Source organism: Entomohabitans teleogrylli (assembly GCF_001484765.1).
GTDB classification, from domain to species: Bacteria; Pseudomonadota; Gammaproteobacteria; order Enterobacterales; family Enterobacteriaceae; genus Entomohabitans; species Entomohabitans teleogrylli.
This window is the reverse complement of record NZ_LLXO01000007.1, coordinates 271,730-287,781: the sequence shown is the minus strand read 5'-3', so window position 1 is coordinate 287,781 and position 16,052 is coordinate 271,730. Positions and strand designations below refer to the sequence as shown.

13 protein-coding genes are annotated in these 16,052 nt (G+C 54.6%); 4 read left to right on the top strand and 9 right to left on the bottom strand.

What is annotated here, in order from left to right; all coding sequences use genetic code 11:
• Positions 1–22: 22 nt before the first annotated feature.
• The 9 genes from bamA to rpsB form a co-directional block, all read right to left on the bottom strand.
• Entirely contained in the window at positions 23–2,440 is a 2,418-nt protein-coding gene (bamA, locus tag AQ981_RS13955) for an outer membrane protein assembly factor BamA (protein WP_058912344.1), read from the bottom strand.
• Positions 2,441–2,473: 33 nt separating this feature from the next.
• A complete protein-coding gene (rseP, locus tag AQ981_RS13950) occupies positions 2,474–3,826 on the bottom strand; it encodes a sigma E protease regulator RseP (RefSeq protein WP_058912343.1) in 1,353 nt (450 codons plus the stop codon).
• Positions 3,827–3,837: 11 nt separating this feature from the next.
• Entirely contained in the window at positions 3,838–4,695 is an 858-nt protein-coding gene (gene cdsA, locus AQ981_RS13945; RefSeq protein ID WP_058912342.1) for a phosphatidate cytidylyltransferase, read from the bottom strand.
• Between the two features lie 12 nt (positions 4,696–4,707).
• Positions 4,708–5,466 (bottom strand): (2E,6E)-farnesyl-diphosphate-specific ditrans,polycis-undecaprenyl-diphosphate synthase, encoded by a 759-nt coding sequence (gene ispU, locus AQ981_RS13940; protein ID WP_058912341.1) that lies wholly within the window; start codon positions 5,464–5,466, stop codon positions 4,708–4,710.
• 172 nt (positions 5,467–5,638) lie between these two features.
• Complete coding sequence (gene ispC / locus AQ981_RS13935) at positions 5,639–6,829, bottom strand: 1-deoxy-D-xylulose-5-phosphate reductoisomerase (RefSeq protein ID WP_058912340.1); 1,191 nt, start codon at positions 6,827–6,829, stop codon at positions 5,639–5,641.
• A gap of 128 nt (positions 6,830–6,957) precedes the next feature.
• Entirely contained in the window at positions 6,958–7,515 is a 558-nt protein-coding gene (gene frr, locus AQ981_RS13930) for a ribosome recycling factor (RefSeq protein WP_058912339.1), read from the bottom strand.
• 211 nt (positions 7,516–7,726) lie between these two features.
• Complete coding sequence (gene pyrH / locus AQ981_RS13925; RefSeq protein ID WP_058912338.1) at positions 7,727–8,452, bottom strand: UMP kinase; 726 nt, start codon at positions 8,450–8,452, stop codon at positions 7,727–7,729.
• A 247-nt stretch (positions 8,453–8,699) separates the two neighbouring features.
• Positions 8,700–9,551 (bottom strand): translation elongation factor Ts, encoded by an 852-nt coding sequence (tsf, locus tag AQ981_RS13920; protein ID WP_058912337.1) that lies wholly within the window; start codon positions 9,549–9,551, stop codon positions 8,700–8,702.
• Between the two features lie 359 nt (positions 9,552–9,910).
• Positions 9,911–10,636, bottom strand: a complete 726-nt coding sequence (gene rpsB, locus AQ981_RS13915; RefSeq protein ID WP_058912336.1) for a 30S ribosomal protein S2 — start codon at positions 10,634–10,636, stop codon at positions 9,911–9,913.
• A gap of 307 nt (positions 10,637–10,943) precedes the next feature.
• Here rpsB and map point away from each other — a divergent pair, with 307 nt between their 5' ends.
• The 4 genes from map to AQ981_RS13895 all read left to right on the top strand — a co-directional run bounded on the left by map (position 10,944) and on the right by AQ981_RS13895 (position 15,988).
• The gene (map, locus tag AQ981_RS13910; RefSeq protein ID WP_058912335.1) at positions 10,944–11,738 is read left to right on the top strand and encodes a type I methionyl aminopeptidase; all 795 of its coding nucleotides are present in this window, start codon (positions 10,944–10,946) and stop codon (positions 11,736–11,738) included.
• A 205-nt stretch (positions 11,739–11,943) separates the two neighbouring features.
• A complete protein-coding gene (glnD, locus tag AQ981_RS13905) occupies positions 11,944–14,619 on the top strand; it encodes a bifunctional uridylyltransferase/uridylyl-removing protein GlnD (RefSeq protein WP_058912334.1) in 2,676 nt (891 codons plus the stop codon).
• Between the two features lie 42 nt (positions 14,620–14,661).
• Complete coding sequence (gene dapD, locus AQ981_RS13900; protein WP_058912333.1) at positions 14,662–15,486, top strand: 2,3,4,5-tetrahydropyridine-2,6-dicarboxylate N-succinyltransferase; 825 nt, start codon at positions 14,662–14,664, stop codon at positions 15,484–15,486.
• A gap of 115 nt (positions 15,487–15,601) precedes the next feature.
• Entirely contained in the window at positions 15,602–15,988 is a 387-nt protein-coding gene (locus AQ981_RS13895) for a DUF3461 family protein (RefSeq protein ID WP_058912332.1), read from the top strand.
• Positions 15,989–16,052: the final 64 nt, after the last annotated feature.

The window sequence follows — 16,052 nt, the reverse complement described above, 5'->3', positions numbered from 1 at the left end:
TGCATTCCTTTGCTCAGCGCAATTACCAGGTTTTACCAATGTTAAACTGGAACTGCTCTGATTTGTCTCCATCGTATTTCTTAAACGGCTGGGCATAAGAGAATACCAGCGGCCCTAACGGAGACATCCACTGCAGCGCAAGACCTGCAGACATGCGGATATTGCTCGGATCGCCATAGTCAGGAATACCCGCGGCGCGCGTGGCGGCGGTATTTTCCCAGTTAGTATCCCAGACAGTACCGGCATCGACAAACAGCGAAGTACGCACAGAGTTAGCATACTTGTCGCTGAGGAACGGCGTCGGCGTAATCAACTCAAGACTGGCGACGCCCATAGCGTTCCCCCCAACGGCATCGTTGGATTTACAAATAGTGCCAGTATTGGTGGTATCGCAGTTATCCAGACCGGAACCACCATAATAGGCGGCTTTCGGACCAATGTTATTGGACTGGAAGCCGCGTACCGTGCTGGAACCACCGGCGTAGAAGTTCTCATAGAACGGCAGTTCTTTGCCGCCCAGACCATCGCCGTAGCCCCAACGAGTACGACCCAACACCACCCAGGTGCGATCTTCGTTGATCGGAACATAGGTGGCGGTATCCAGCGTCATTTTATAGAACTCGTTATCCGAGCCCGGAATCGTGATTTTACCGTTCAGGTTAACCCGCGAACCCTGGGTCGGGAAGAAACCGCGGTCCAGATTATTGTAGGTCCAGCCGTAGTTAAAGGTGAAATCGTCAGCGGAGAAATCGTTGTTATCCGATCCCTGGTTGGCACTCTGCCCCATTGAATCCAGATAACGCCACATGGCGATCTGCGGCTGCATGTTGGACAGGTCATTATGGACATAGCCCAGACCCGCGCGCAGCGTGTTGTATTCATTGATCGGGAAGCCCAGCGTGCCATCTACACCATAACTCTTGTTGGTATAGTCGGACAGATCCGCATCATCGGCTTTAAAGTCGTTGTAGAAGATACGACCGCCGAGGCTGACGCCATCTACCGTAAAGTACGGGTTAGTGACCGACAATTCGGTATAGGTCTGGTAGTCGTTCTTGGTACCGCTGATCCCGACCGAGTAACCAGTACCCAGCCAGTTATCCTGCTGAACGCCAACCTGGAAGCTTACGCCGCTTTCAGTACCGTAGCCGACACCAAAGTTGAAGCTACCGGTGTTACGCTCTTTCACGCGGTATACTACATCCACCTGGTCCGGACTGCCGGACACACGCTGGGTGTCCACATCCACGGTATCAAAATAACCCAGACGGTTCAGACGTTCTTTGCCCTGATCGACCAGATCGCTACCCAACCACGCTCCTTCCATCTGGCGCATTTCGCGGCGCAGAACGGAATCTTTACTGGTGTCGTTGCCTTCAAAGCGAATTTTACGCACGTAGTAGCGGTTCCCCGCGTCTACGTTAACGTGGAGTTTAACGGTCTTATCAGCATCGTTAATTTCTGGCTGAGTCTGTACCCGCGGATAGGCGTAACCATAGCGACCGAGAAGCTTTTTAATTTCGTCTTCCATTTTGGTCACTTTGGTGCCGTTGTACAGCTCACCGGGTTCGATTTTGGTCAGGCTTTCGATCTCAGCGGAATGCCCCGCCAGATTACCGTTCACCACCACGCTCGCCAGCTTGTACTGATCGCCTTCCGTCACGTTGATGGTGATATAGATACCTTTTTTATCAGGCGTCAGGCTCACCTGGGTCGAATCGATATTAAAACGCGCATAACCGCGATCGAGATAGTAGCTACGCAGCGTTTCCAGATCGCCGGCCAGTTTCTGCTTCTGGTATTTACGATCGCCCACCACGTTCCACCACGGCACTTCATCGCGCAACTGGAAGTGGGAAATCAGCTCTTCGGTACTGAAAGCGTGGTTGCCGACTATATTGATTTGCTGAATTTTCGCGGAGACCCCTTCCTGGAACACCAGTTTCAGGTCCACACGGTTACGCGGCAGCGGCGTTACGACCGCCTTCACGCTGGCGCTGTATTTACCGACGCTGTAGTAGAAATCTTCCAGCCCCTTCTCAATATCCGAGAGCGTAGTACGGTCAAGGGATTCGCCAACCCGCACGCCGGAAGCTTCAAGGTTCTGCTTCAGCATGTCGTCTTTCACCGCCTTGTTGCCGGAGAAAGTAATGCTCGCGATCGTTGGACGCTCTTTAACCTGCACCAACAGCGTATCGCCATCGCGCAGGACGCGTACGTCCTCGAAGTTCCCGGTCGCGAACAGGGCGCGAATGGTATTACTGATATCTTCATCAGTGACTGTATCGCCGGGGCGTACAGGCATACTGAGAAGGGCCGCACCAACGGCGACTCGCTGCAGGCCTTCGAAATGAATGTCCTTCACTACGAACCCGTCTGCACCGTATACGGTGGCGCTGCTGAACAGCAGCGACGCTATGAGCAACTTTTTCATCGCCATCGTTGTTATGCGTTCTTCCTAACCTGACTCTCGCTAAAGCCGAGAGAAATCATTGAAAAGTGCAAGCCCCATTAACAGCACCAGCAACATTGCGCCAATGCGGTAACTAAAGTCTTGAACCCGCTCGGAAACCGGCCCGCCCTTCAGCTTCTCAATCGCCAGAAAGAGCAAATGCCCCCCGTCCAGTACCGGGAGAGGAAACAGATTGATGATCCCCAGATTGACGCTGATTAGCGCCAGAAACATAAGGTAGTACACCAACCCGTATTCCGCTGACATTCCTGCCCCCTGGGCAATGGAGATAGGCCCGCTGAGGTTATTCAGCTTGACGTCACCGGTTATCAATTTCCCCAGCATGCGCACTGTCAGCGCCATCAACTGCCACGTCTTCTCCGTGGCCTGCGCAATGGCGGTAAAAGGCCCATACTGGCGTATTGTTCTGTATTCATCAGGCAGCGGGATAACCTTCGGCACTACCCCGGCAAACCCTTCCGCTTTCGCTTTACCCGGTTTTGTATCCGGTATCAGCGTCAAAGACAAGGGTTCTCCCTGTCTTTCAATATCAACGGACAACGCATTACCCGGATTGTCGCGCACCAGGTTAACAAACGTTCCCCACTGCTCCAGCGACTGACCATTGACTTTAACGATCCTGTCGCCTGGTTGCAAACCGGCCTTACTGGCGGCGGAGTCTTTTTGGATCTCAGCCAACACCGGTTCAATCTTCGGCGCCACCGGGCGCAAGCCCAGCGCAATGATCGGATCCTGTTTATCCGGCTCGAACTGCCAGCCGCGCAGATCCAATGTCTTCACCGTTTCGCGATTTTCGCCAAACGGCGCCAGCGTCAGCGTGGTACTGGGGTCGCCAATCCGGGCCACCAGCGCCAGTCGAACCGCATCCCAGTCTGGCGTTTCGATACCATCTACGGCTTTTAGTTCCGTTCCTGGCTCAATTTGTGCCTGAGCGGCCACCGAATCGGGCGTTATTTCACCAATAACCGGACGCACAGTAGGGATGCCGATGATAAACACCAGCCAGTAGGCAAAAATAGCAAAGATAAAATTCGCGATCGGGCCGGCAGCGATAACCGCGGCGCGCTGAGAGACGGTTTTAGTATTGAAAGCATGGCGGCGCATCTCCGGAGCGACCGGCGCCACGCGCTCGTCGAGCATTTTGACATAGCCGCCCAGCGGTATCAGGGCGATAACAAATTCAGTACCGTGACGATCGGTACGCCGCCAGAGCGCCTTGCCAAAACCAATAGAAAAACGCTCAACATAAATACCACAGCGCCGGGCAACCCAGAAATGGCCGAACTCGTGCACGGTGATTAACACCCCCAGTGCAACTATAAACGCCGCCAGACTCCAGAGTACGCTCAGCATAATACCTTCCGTTAAAGGGTACCAAATACTAACAACAGCAGGCAGACGAACACCGGAACGGCTGCCGTCAGACTGTCAATGCGATCCAAAATACCGCCATGCCCGGGGATCAGATGACCGCTGTCTTTAATCCCGGCTTCGCGCTTAAACATACTCTCGGTGAGATCGCCAAGCACTGACGCCAGCGCGGCGACCAGAGAACAAACCAATAATACGCCCACCGCGACATTCAAATTAGCCAGCGCGCCAAATGCCCAGGAGATGACCGCCGAAGTCGCCAGACCGCCGAAGAACCCCTGCCAGGTCTTACCCGGGGAAACCTTCGGCGCCAGCTTATGCTTGCCGAACATTTTTCCGAAAATGTAAGCGCCGGAATCAGCGCCCCACACCAGCACCATAATATAGAGCAACCACTGGGCGCCGATATAGTGGTTAGCATCATAATGCCAGCTGCGCAGCACCACCATCCCCCAGAAGAAAGGGACGATGGTACAAATACCGAAAATCAAGCGCAGCACTTTTGAATGTCGCCAGGCGCTCGCACTGGCCGGGTAGGTCAGCACCAGCAGTAATGCTACCAGCCACCAGCCCAGCGCTATCCATAAAGCGCCGGCGACCATTGGCAGATGAACACTGTGGTGATATTCAGGAATAGCCAGCATCATCGCGGCCAACAGCAGACCGCATAAGACGGCCAACCACACCCGCTGAGTACGGGAGGTAAACCCGCTCAGTTGGCCCCATTCCCAGGCGGCCAGCATACAAACCACCAGGGTCGCGATGGCGAAACCTACCGGGGGGAGCCAGAAAAGCGCCGCAATAACGACAGGTATTAATATGAATGCAGAAATCAGGCGATACTTCAGCAAGGGCACCCCCCGTCAGACCGGTTCGCTGCCGGGAGTTGTGCCGCCAAAACGGCGCTCGCGTGTTGCAAAGGCATTCAACGCCTCTTCAAAGTGTTGTTCATCGAAATCAGGCCAGAGCACATCGGTAAACCACAACTCGGCATAAGCAATCTGCCAGAGCAGGAAATTACTGATACGGTGCTCCCCTCCTGTCCTAATTACTAAATCCACCGGCGCCAGCTCATTCATACACACCAGATTGCTGAGATCCTCCTCGGTAATCTGGTCGGGGCGCAGCAGACCTTCCTGTACTTGCGTCGCCAGGCGTTTGACGCCCTGAATGATATCCCACCGGCCGCCGTAATTAGCCGCAATGTTCAGCGTTAACCCGGTATTATTACCGGTCAGCGTCTCGGCCTTATGAATTCGTTCCTGCAGGCGCGCATTAAATCGGGACGTATCGCCAATTATACGCAACCTGACGTTATGACGATGAAGACTTTTTACTTCGCTATCCAGCGCCCAGACGAAAAGTTCCATCAGCGCGCTCACTTCCTGGGCCGGACGATTCCAGTTTTCACTACTGAAGGCATAAAGCGTTAATGCTTCAATACCGTGGTTTGCCGCATAGCTGACCACACGACGTACAGCTTTGGCCCCGGCTTTATGGCCAAAAACTCTCATTTTTCCCTGTCGTTTCGCCCAACGGCCATTCCCGTCCATGATGATGGCGACGTGGCGCGCACCATGTGCGGATGAATTCTCGCCTGCTGGCGGGTTAGCTGACAACATAACGCGTTTTTTCCCCAAAAAAGGACAAACGATAACTAAAGCCTTTACGTAAAAAAGCCGTGTTGGCCACGGCTTAACCACCGAAAGACACAAGTTGCATCATTCAGGTGGCGCAGACTATATCACCGAAGCCCTGGGCTCACAAATAGCGAGAAACGGCCCCAGGAAACAATCAGACACTTTTAGCCAACACTATCGCCATTGCGCGCGCACGCGCGTCAATCTCCAGCACATCGTCCACCGAAACCGGTTCAGTCAAAGGCAGTTTGCTGAGCGTCGTTTCATTCACTACAGCAATATCAGTAAAACGAATCATACCGTCCAAAAATGCCGCTACCGCCACTTCATTGGCGGCGTTCAGCGCAGTCGTCGCCGCCTGGCCGCTCAGCGAGGCCTGAATCGCCAGTCCCAGGCAGGGATAACGCTGCAGATCCGGCCTGGCAAAGCTCAGCGTACCCAGGGTACAAAAATCCAGCGCCGGCACACCTGAGGTAATACGCGCCGGCCATGCCATCGCATGGGCGATCGGCGTTCTCATATCCGGCGCTCCCAGTTGCGCCATGACGCTACCGTCGGTATAGCGTACCATCGAGTGAATCACTGACTGCGGGTGCAGCAACACCTCCATTTGCCTGGCGGAAGCGTTAAACAGCCAGCGGGCCTCAATATATTCCAGCCCTTTATTCATCATCGTCGCCGAATCGACGGAAATCTTGCGCCCCATTGACCAGTTTGGATGGCGACATGCCTGATCCGGCGTCACTGTCGCCAGTTCCGCCAGCGGCGTTTCACGGAAGGGGCCTCCCGAACCAGTAAGAATAATGGCTGAAATACCATTCTCTTCCAGAGAAGCGTATCCCAGGTTTTGTTGTACCGAGTCCGGCAAACTCTGAAAAATTGCATTATGTTCACTGTCGATAGGCAGCAGGCGCGCGCCGTGGCGCTGAACCGCCTCCATAAACAGCCGGCCGCAAGTCACCAGAGACTCTTTATTAGCCAGTAAAATCTCTTTCCCGGCGCGAATCCCCGCCAGAGTGGGAAGTAAACCAGCGGCGCCGACAATCGCCGCCATCACCTGGTCTACGTCGTCCAGCGCCGCCATGTCGCAGGCCGCCTGCTGGCCCGCCAGCACCTCGGTAGCGCATTGCGCTTCCTGCAACGCCACTCTCAGCTCCCGGGCGCAGGCTTCATCATCCATCACCGCATAGCGCGGCCTGAACTCAAGGCACTGTTGCGCCATACGGGGGACATTTTTCCCGGCGACCAGCGCGGTAATAGCAAAGTGCTCGGGATTACGACGCACCACATCCAGCGTGCTGCAGCCAATAGAACCCGTCGAGCCAAGAATGGTTAATTGCTTCATGAGGTACTCTGAAAAGGTCAGTCCGCCGTGGAGCCAGAATGTCCAGCGGCTGAAAGCAAAAACGCCGCCAGAAAAAGCACTTAACTGCTTTCCTGTACGGCGTTCAGATGATAATTAAGCCAGAAGGATCAGAACTGCATCAGTTCCGCTTCTTTATCTGCCAGCGCCGCATCCACTTTCTTGATGGCGGCATCGGTCACCTTCTGAATATCGTCCTGAGAACGGCGATCGTCGTCTTCGCTGATCTCTTTATCTTTGAGCAGCGCTTTGACTTTATCATTAGCGTCACGACGTACGTTACGTACCGCCACGCGCGCCTGCTCGGCTTCGCCGCGCACGACTTTGATCAGATCTTTACGGCGCTCTTCCGTCAGCGGCGGCAGCGGAACGCGAATATCGGTACCCGCGGAGCTGGGGTTGAGGCCGAGATCGGAAGCCATGATCGCTTTTTCGACCGCCGGACCAAGAGAACGATCGAAGACGTTGATTTTCAGCGTACGGGTGTCTTCTACCGTCACGTTAGCCAACTGACGCAGCGGCGTCGGAGTACCGTAGTATTCCACCACAATACCGTCCAGCAGGCTGGGAGAAGCGCGCCCGGTGCGTACTTTGCTGATTTGATTTTTAAAAGCCTCTACGCACTTTTCCATACGCACTTCGGCATCTTTTCTGATATCGCTAATCACGTTACGAATCCTTGAAAACAGGTTATCAGGCAGACCACACCGTGTTGCATTGCGCTCTGAGCGCCGAGGCCCTGAACGCAATGAATGAACCCGACATCGCTTGTCCGGCCGGGTAAAGTATAGCCCGTTTATCTTCTGGCACCCACGATGGCTGCCTGGTCACAGAAACGGTTTAAAGCAGAATCTTACCCTGATTCACGGCCCAGGAAAATTATTCCGTGATCAAAGTACCTTCTTTTTCGCCCATCACGACCCGACGCAGCGCGCCCGGCTTATTCATATTGAATACGCGAATCGGCAATTTATGGTCGCGGGCCAACGTAAAAGCGGCCAGATCCATCACCTTGAGCTCTTTTTCAAGCACATCCTGGTAGGTCAGCTGTTCATACAGCGTCGCGGCCGGATCCTTCATCGGATCGGCGGAATAAACACCGTCTACTTTGGTGGCTTTCAACACCACGTCGGCCTCGATCTCAATACCGCGCAGGCAGGCTGCGGAATCGGTGGTAAAGAACGGGTTGCCGGTCCCCGCGGAGAGGATCACCACGCGGTTATTGCGCAGCAGGCTGATAGCCTCAGCCCAGCTGTAGTTATCGCACACGCCGTTCAGAGGGATGGCGGACATCAGGCGCGCATTAACATAGGCTCGGTGCAACGCGTCACGCATCGCCAGGCCGTTCATCACCGTCGCCAGCATCCCCATATGGTCGCCGACTACGCGGTTCATGCCCGCCTGCGCCAGACCCGCGCCGCGGAACAGGTTACCGCCGCCAATAACCACCCCGACCTGAATGCCCAGTTCAACCAGTTCTTTAATTTCCTGAGCCATACGATCCAGTATGCTCGCATCAATACCGAAGCCCTCCGCGCCTTGCAGTGCCTCGCCGCTCAGTTTGAGCAGAATGCGTTTATAGACAGGTTTTGCATTGGTAGCCATGTTTCTTTCCTGGAACAGTCAACGATTGGGATGATGAATTGTGGCGACGACGAACACCGCACTCTACCTTTTTACGCCGCGGATTCCCCCGCCGCGCCGGCAGGTAATCGCCGGTACAGGTTTACTGCTGCACAAAATCATTGCGGATGCGCCAGGGCGTTAAACCAACACCGCTAACCGACGGGCAGCCCGAACGATGATGTGTATAGATAAAAAGGAGCCGCCCTCAGGCGGCTCCTTTTCTTCATTAAGACTGCTTAGACATTGCAGCAACTTCTGCTGCGAAGTCAGTCTCAACTTTTTCGATCCCCTCACCCACTTCAAAGCGGATGAAACCGGTTACGTCGGCGTTATGCTCTTTGAGCAACTGACCCACGGTTTTGTTCGGATCCATAACAAAAGCCTGACCAGTCAGAGAAACTTCACCGGTGAATTTCTTCATGCGGCCTTCAACCATTTTCTCTGCGATTTCCTGCGGCTTGCCGGACTGCATGGCGATATCCAGCTGGATTTTGCGCTCGTGTTCCACCACGTCAGCCGGTACATCTTCCGGCTTTACATATTCCGGCTTGGACGCAGCAATATGCATTGCGATGTGCTTAACCAGCTCATCATCAGCACCGGTAGCGGCGACCATAACGCCGATGCGCGCGCCGTGCAGGTAAGAACCCAGTACTTCGCCTTCGATAGTCTGAACGCGGCGAATGTTGATGTTTTCACCGATTTTCGCCACCAGCGCAGTACGCTGTTCTTCGAACTGGGCTTTCAGTACTTCAACATCAGAGATACGGCCTTCCAGAGCGGCGGCGATCACTTCATCACCAAACGCTTTAAAGCCGGCATCTTTAGCAACGAAGTCAGTTTCGCAGTTCAGTTCAACGATCACGCCGAATTTGTAATCAATGGCGGTCAGGATGATACCTTCTGCAGCAACGCGGCCAGCTTTCTTGGCAGCTTTCGCCTGGCCAGACTTACGCATATTATCAATTGCCAGCTCGATGTCGCCGTTAGCTTCAACCAGCGCTTTTTTACATTCCATCATGCCTGCGCCAGTACGCTCACGCAGTTCTTTTACCAGAGCAGCGGTAATTTCAGCCATTCTATAAATCCTCGGTTATCTCATGCGGGGAGGTATACCCTTTATCGTTCAGAGCGCCGTACGCTGGCGTAGAGATTCGGCCATCGCCGCCATCTGAACATCGCGGGTATAACATCGGCTCGCCGGACGGATAGTCTGACAAACCAGACTCAAACAAAAAGGGGGCCTGAGACAGGCCCCCTAACCAAACTCGTTACTACCTGGTTAATAAGGGGGCTCTCCCCCTGTATACTTCGAGCCGCTATTGCGCTGCCTTCACTCGCTCATCCCGGTCGCTTACTGAAGTAAGTTCCCGGGAATTATCGAGTCTGCCGCTGCTTCGCAACTCGAACTATCTCGGGGGGAGCAAACAAGCCTTATTATTCAGCTTCTACAAAGCTTTCTTCCGCCTGAGAAGCCAGATCCTGAGAGCGGCCTTCGCGAACGGTCGCAGCAACGGCACCCAGATACAGGCTAACAGCGCGGATTGCGTCATCGTTACCCGGGATAACAAAGTCAACACCGTCCGGATCGGAGTTAGTATCAACAATAGCAAATACCGGGATACCCAGGTTATTTGCTTCTTTGATAGCGATGTGCTCGTGATCGGCATCGATAACAAACAGTGCGTCCGGCAGGCCGCCCATATCCTTGATACCGCCCAGGCTGTTTTCCAGCTTGTCCAGTTCACGGGAACGCATCAGCGCTTCTTTTTTGGTCAGCTTTTCGAAAGTACCGTCCTGAGACTGAGTTTCCAGATCTTTCAGGCGTTTGATGGACTGACGAACGGTTTTCCAGTTAGTCAGCATACCGCCCAGCCAGCGATGGTTCACGAAGAACTGATCGCAGCTCAGAGCAGCGTCTTTTACCGCTTCGCTTGCAGCGCGCTTGGTACCAACAAACAGAATCTTACCTTTACGGGAAGCAATTTTGTTCAGTTCCGCCAGAGCGTCGTTGAACATCGGTACCGTTTTCTCAAGGTTGATGATGTGAACTTTGTTACGCGCACCGAAGATGAACGGCTTCATTTTCGGGTTCCAGTAACGGGTCTGGTGACCGAAGTGAACACCAGCCTTGAGCATGTCGCGCATGGAAACAGTTGCCATGTTTTAAAACCTCTATGATAAGTTGGGGTTATGCCTCCACGTATCCCATATTACCGACCCTAAAGGGCACCCCGGAATATGTGACGATACGTGTGTGTTATTACACAATGTGAGTTTCGTCTGTTCTGCTCCGCTTAAGGAACAGAAGTCCGGCGCGCTTTATACCATAAACGCGCCTCAGACTCCAATAGTTGTTAATGGTTGCTCAGCACAGGCATTCCCGATTTGGCACCCACTGGCGGCCCTGATAACATTGCTGTTACTTGCACAATTCTCGTCGGTAACCCCGACCCTGGTGGACCTGATAATGACTATTTCACTTAAAACGCCTGAAGAAATCGAAAAAATGCGCGTTGCCGGCCGACTGGCCGCCGATGTGCTGGAAATGATTGAGCCTTATGTTAAACCCGGTGTCACCACCGGCGAACTGGATCGCATCTGTAATGATTATATCGTCAACCACCAGCACGCGGTTTCCGCCTGCCTGAACTACCATGGGTTCCCGAAATCGGTGTGTATCTCGATTAACGAGGTGGTGTGTCACGGCATCCCGGATGACGAAAAACACCTCAAGGATGGGGATATCGTCAATATCGACGTTACCGTCATCAAAGATGAATACCACGGCGATACTTCAAAGATGTTTATCGTGGGTAAACCGACGATTCTCGGCGAACGCCTGTGCCGCACGACTCAGGAGAGCCTCTACCTGGCGCTGCGCATGGTAAAACCGGGCATTCGTCTGCGCACTATCGGCGCCGCGATTCAGAAATTCGTTGAAGCCGAGGGCTTTTCCGTCGTGCGCGAATACTGCGGCCACGGTATCGGCAAAGGCTTCCATGAAGCCCCCCAGGTGCTGCACTATGATGCCGACGACGGCGGCGTGGTGTTGCAGCCCGGCATGACATTCACGATTGAGCCGATGGTTAACGCCGGTGACTATCGTATCCGTACCATGAAAGACGGCTGGACAGTAAAAACCAAAGATCGCAGCTTGTCGGCGCAGTATGAGCATACTATTGTGGTAACCGATGATGGCTGTGAAATCCTCACCCTGCGCAAGGATGACACCATTCCGGCGATCATCTCGCACAATGACTAACCCGGAAGCCGGCAAATGCCGGCTTCCGGTTACTGACATAAGGAGGAGAAAGCGTGGTTTTTCCTCTTTTGTCGTTATCAACCCAAAATCAATGTGTTGATTTTCCTTGTTGGTTAGCGGGTGATATCTGCAGGTTCGGCAATGAGATGAGGTTCGTCATCAATCTCAAGCCGGCAAACGCCGGCTTTTTTATGGGCGCCAGTAAATGAGCAACAGCTTATCTGAACAGCATGTTAATGCCGCTTTACCTCTGCTCCCCGGGCAGCCTGAAAACCCCTCCAGTTGGCCGGAATCCAGCCTGCAATGCCAGCCCATCCGCCAGCATATTGAGCGCTTTCAGCACTGGCTGGGAGAGGCCTTCGACAGCGGTATTTCCGCCGAACGCCTGATTGAAGCCCGCACTGAGTTTATCGACCAGCTTTTGCAGCGCCTGTGGATTGCCTTTGGTTTTCATCATCTGCCCGAGGTGGCTCTGGTGGCGGTCGGGGGTTATGGCCGCGGTGAGCTGCATCCCCTTTCGGATATTGACCTGCTGGTTCTCAGCCGCCATCGCCTGCCGGACAATGCAGCCGGCAAAGTCGGCGAACTGTTAACTCTCCTCTGGGATGTCAAACTGGAAGTCGGCCACAGCGTACGCACCCTTGAAGAGTGTCTACAGGAGGGGCTGGCGGATCTGACGGTCGCCACTAACCTGATCGAATCGCGCATGCTGATCGGCGATGTCGCGCTGTTCCTCGAACTGCAGAAACATGTTTTTAGTGACGATTTCTGGCCTTCGGCACAGTTCTTTGCCGCCAAAGTAACAGAGCAGAATGAACGTCATCAGCGCTACCACGGCACCAGCTACAACCTGGAGCCTGACATTAAAAGCAGCCCTGGCGGACTGCGCGATATCCATACCCTGCAGTGGGTGGCCCGCCGCCATTTTGGCGCCACGTCGATGGACGAAATGGTGGGATTCGGTTTTCTGACCGAGGCGGAACGTAATGAACTCAATGAGTGCCAGCACCTGCTGTGGCGCATTCGTTTCGCCCTGCATCTGGAGCTCAACCGCTACGATAATCGTCTGTTGTTCGACAGGCAGCTTAGCGTTGCCCGGCGCCTGCATTACCAGGGCGAAGGTAATCAGCCGGTCGAACATATGATGAAAGACTTCTTTCGCGTCACCCGCCGGGTCACTGAACTGAACCAGATGCTGCTGCAACTGTTCGACGAAGCGATTCTGGCGCTCGATGCCAGCGAGAAGCCGCGGCCGCTGGACGATGATTTCCAGTTGCGCGGCACACTGATCGATTTACGCGATGACACGCTGTTTATCCGCGAACCGCAGGCTATTCTGCGCATGTTCTATATGATGGTGCGCAACCGCGAGATTAGCGGGATTTACTCCACCACATTGCGCCATCTGCGTCACGCCCGGCGTCATTTGACCCAGCCGCTGTGTTACATTCCGGAAGCCCGCACGCTGTTTTTGTCGATGCTGCGCCACCCCGGCGCAGTCAATCGCGGCCTGGTGCCGATGCATCGCCATAGCGTACTGTGGGCCTATATGCCCCAGTGGGGCCATATCGTCGGCCAAATGCAGTTCGATCTGTTCCATGCTTATACCGTGGATGAACACACCATCCGCGTCATGCAAAAGCTGGAAAGCTTCGCCAGTGAAGAAACCCGCCCCCAGCACCCGCTATGCGTAGAGCTCTGGCCGCGGCTGACCCATCCTGAGCTGATCCTGATCGCCGCGCTATTCCACGATATTGCCAAAGGCCGCGGCGGCGATCACTCAGTGCTCGGCGCCCAGGATGTACTGACGTTTGCCGAGCTTCACGGCCTCAACTCCCGGGAAACCCAACTGGTTGCCTGGCTGGTACGCCAGCATCTGCTGATGTCCGTCACCGCCCAGCGCCGCGACATCCAGGACCCGGAAGTGATCAAACAGTTTGCCGCTGAAGTCCAGACGGAAAATCGCCTGCGTTTTCTGGTGTGCCTGACGGTAGCGGATATCTGCGCCACCAACGAATCCTTGTGGAATAGCTGGAAACAGAGCCTGCTGCGCGAGCTCTATTTCGCCACTGAAAAACAGTTACGCCGCGGGGTACAGAGCACGCCGGATATGCGCGAACGGGTGCGTCACCACCAGCTACAGGCGCTGGCGCTGCTGCGGATGGACAATATCGACGAAGTGGCGCTGCACCATATCTGGGCCCGCTGTCGGGCCAATTACTTTGTGCGCCACAGCCCGAACCAGTTGGCCTGGCACGCCAGGCACCTGCTGAATCACGATCTCAGTAAGCCATTAATCCTGCTCAGCCCGCAGGCCACCCGCGGCGGCACTGAAATTTTTATCTGGAGCCCGGACCGCCCGTACCTGTTCGCCGCAGTGTGCGCTGAGCTGGACCGGCGCAACCTCAGCGTCCACGATGCGCAGATCTTCACGACTCGCGACGGTATGGCGATGGATACCTTTATCGTGCTGGAACCGGACGGCAGCCCGTTATCCGCCGATCGCCACGAAATTATCCGCCGCGGCCTGGAGCAGGCGATCACCCAGCATGCCTGGCAACCGCCTCAGCCGCGCCGTCAGCCGGCGAAGCTGCGCCATTTTACCGTTGATACCGAGGTGAACTTCCTGCCAACCCATACCGATCGCAAAACTTTCCTTGAGCTTATCGCGCTCGACCGGCCCGGCCTGTTGGCGCGTGTCGGGCAAATTTTCGCCGATCTGGGGATTTCGCTGCACGGCGCGCGCATTACCACCATTGGCGAACGGGTAGAAGACTTATTCATTATCGCCACGGCGGAAAGGCGCGGGCTGGATGAGAAACTGCGTAAGGAAGTGCAACAACGGTTGACAGAAGCCCTGAATCCAAACGATAAAGATTGACGGATTTTTTTATTAACAGAGTGAACCAGGAAAGAGCTAACAATGCAGCAGCTACAAAACATTATTGAAACCGCTTTCGAGCGCCGTGCCGAGATTACCCCTTCCAGCGTTGATACTGCTACCCGTGAAGCAGTCAATCAGGTTATCGCCCTGCTCGACGGCGGCGCGCTGCGCGTTGCTGAAAAAATTGACGGCCAGTGGGTAACCCATCAGTGGCTGAAAAAAGCGGTATTGCTCTCCTTCCGCATTAATGACAACCAGGTGATGGACGGCGCGGAAAGCCGCTACTTTGATAAAGTGCCGATGAAATTCGCTAATTACGATGAAGCGCGCTTTCAGAAAGAGGGTTTCCGCGTAGTTCCGCCGGCAGCGGTACGTCAGGGCGCGTTTATCGCCCGCAATACCGTACTGATGCCTTCTTATGTCAACATCGGCGCCTATGTCGATGAAGGCACCATGGTGGATACCTGGGCGACAGTGGGGTCCTGCGCGCAAATCGGTAAAAATGTCCATCTGTCCGGCGGCGTCGGTATTGGCGGCGTACTGGAGCCGCTGCAGGCTAACCCGACAATTATCGAAGATAACTGCTTTATCGGCGCTCGCTCTGAGATCGTTGAAGGAGTGATCGTCGAAGAAGGCGCCGTTATCTCTATGGGCGTATATATTGGTCAGAGCACCAAAATTTACGATCGCGAAACCGGTGAAGTTCACTATGGCCGCGTACCGGCGGGCTCCGTGGTGGTCTCCGGCAACCTGCCGTCCAAAGACGGCAAGTACAGCCTGTACTGCGCGGTGATTGTCAAAAAAGTGGATGCCAAAACCCGCGGTAAAGTGGGCATTAACGAGCTGCTGCGCACTATCGACTAAGCGTAGCGCGGCATATCAAGGCGGGGATCCCCCGCCTTTTTTCTATCCGGCACTGGCGAAAACGGCGTATTCCGTTAATTATCTAAGGGTTATTGAACCACTCAAGGACACTGCTATGTACGATAATCTCAAGAGTCTGGGCATTACCAATCCCGACGATATCGATCGTTACAGCCTCCGCCAGGAAGCCAATAACGATATTCTCAAGATCTATTTTCGCAAGGATAAAGGCGAGTTCTTTGCCAAGAGCGTGAAATTTAAGTATCCGCGCCAGCGCAAAACCGTGGTCGCCGACGGCGCCGGTCAGGGGTACCGGGAAGTGCAGGAGATCAGCCCCAACCTGCGCTACGTGATCGACGAGCTGGATCAGATCTGCCAGCGCGATCGCAGCGAAGTGGATCTGAAGCGTAAAATCCTCGACGATCTGCACCATCTGGAAAGCGTGGTGGCGAATAAAATCGCCGAGATTGAAGCTGACCTGGAAAAGCTGACCCGCAAATAATCCCGCCAGCAATACCCGGGTAAAGGCCAGAACAGACGTTCTGGCCGGCTCAGCCGGGTGATTC

Bases quoted from the DNA above. Each gene is read 5' to 3' on its own strand.
- pyrH (WP_058912338.1), bottom strand. From the start codon at position 8,452: ATGGCTACCAATGCAAAACCTGTCTATAAACGCATTCTGCTCAAACTG.
- rpsB (WP_058912336.1), bottom strand. From the start codon at position 10,636: ATGGCAACTGTTTCCATGCGCGACATGCTCAAGGCTGGTGTTCACTTC.
- rseP (WP_058912343.1), bottom strand. From the start codon at position 3,826: ATGCTGAGCGTACTCTGGAGTCTGGCGGCGTTTATAGTTGCACTGGGG.
- ispU (WP_058912341.1), bottom strand. From the start codon at position 5,466: ATGTTGTCAGCTAACCCGCCAGCAGGCGAGAATTCATCCGCACATGGT.
- tsf (WP_058912337.1), bottom strand. From the start codon at position 9,551: ATGGCTGAAATTACCGCTGCTCTGGTAAAAGAACTGCGTGAGCGTACT.
- glnD (WP_058912334.1), top strand. From the start codon at position 11,944: ATGAGCAACAGCTTATCTGAACAGCATGTTAATGCCGCTTTACCTCTG.
- dapD (WP_058912333.1), top strand. From the start codon at position 14,662: ATGCAGCAGCTACAAAACATTATTGAAACCGCTTTCGAGCGCCGTGCC.
- bamA (WP_058912344.1), bottom strand. From the start codon at position 2,440: ATGGCGATGAAAAAGTTGCTCATAGCGTCGCTGCTGTTCAGCAGCGCC.
- AQ981_RS13895 (WP_058912332.1), top strand. From the start codon at position 15,602: ATGTACGATAATCTCAAGAGTCTGGGCATTACCAATCCCGACGATATC.
- map (WP_058912335.1), top strand. From the start codon at position 10,944: ATGACTATTTCACTTAAAACGCCTGAAGAAATCGAAAAAATGCGCGTT.
- ispC (WP_058912340.1), bottom strand. From the start codon at position 6,829: ATGAAGCAATTAACCATTCTTGGCTCGACGGGTTCTATTGGCTGCAGC.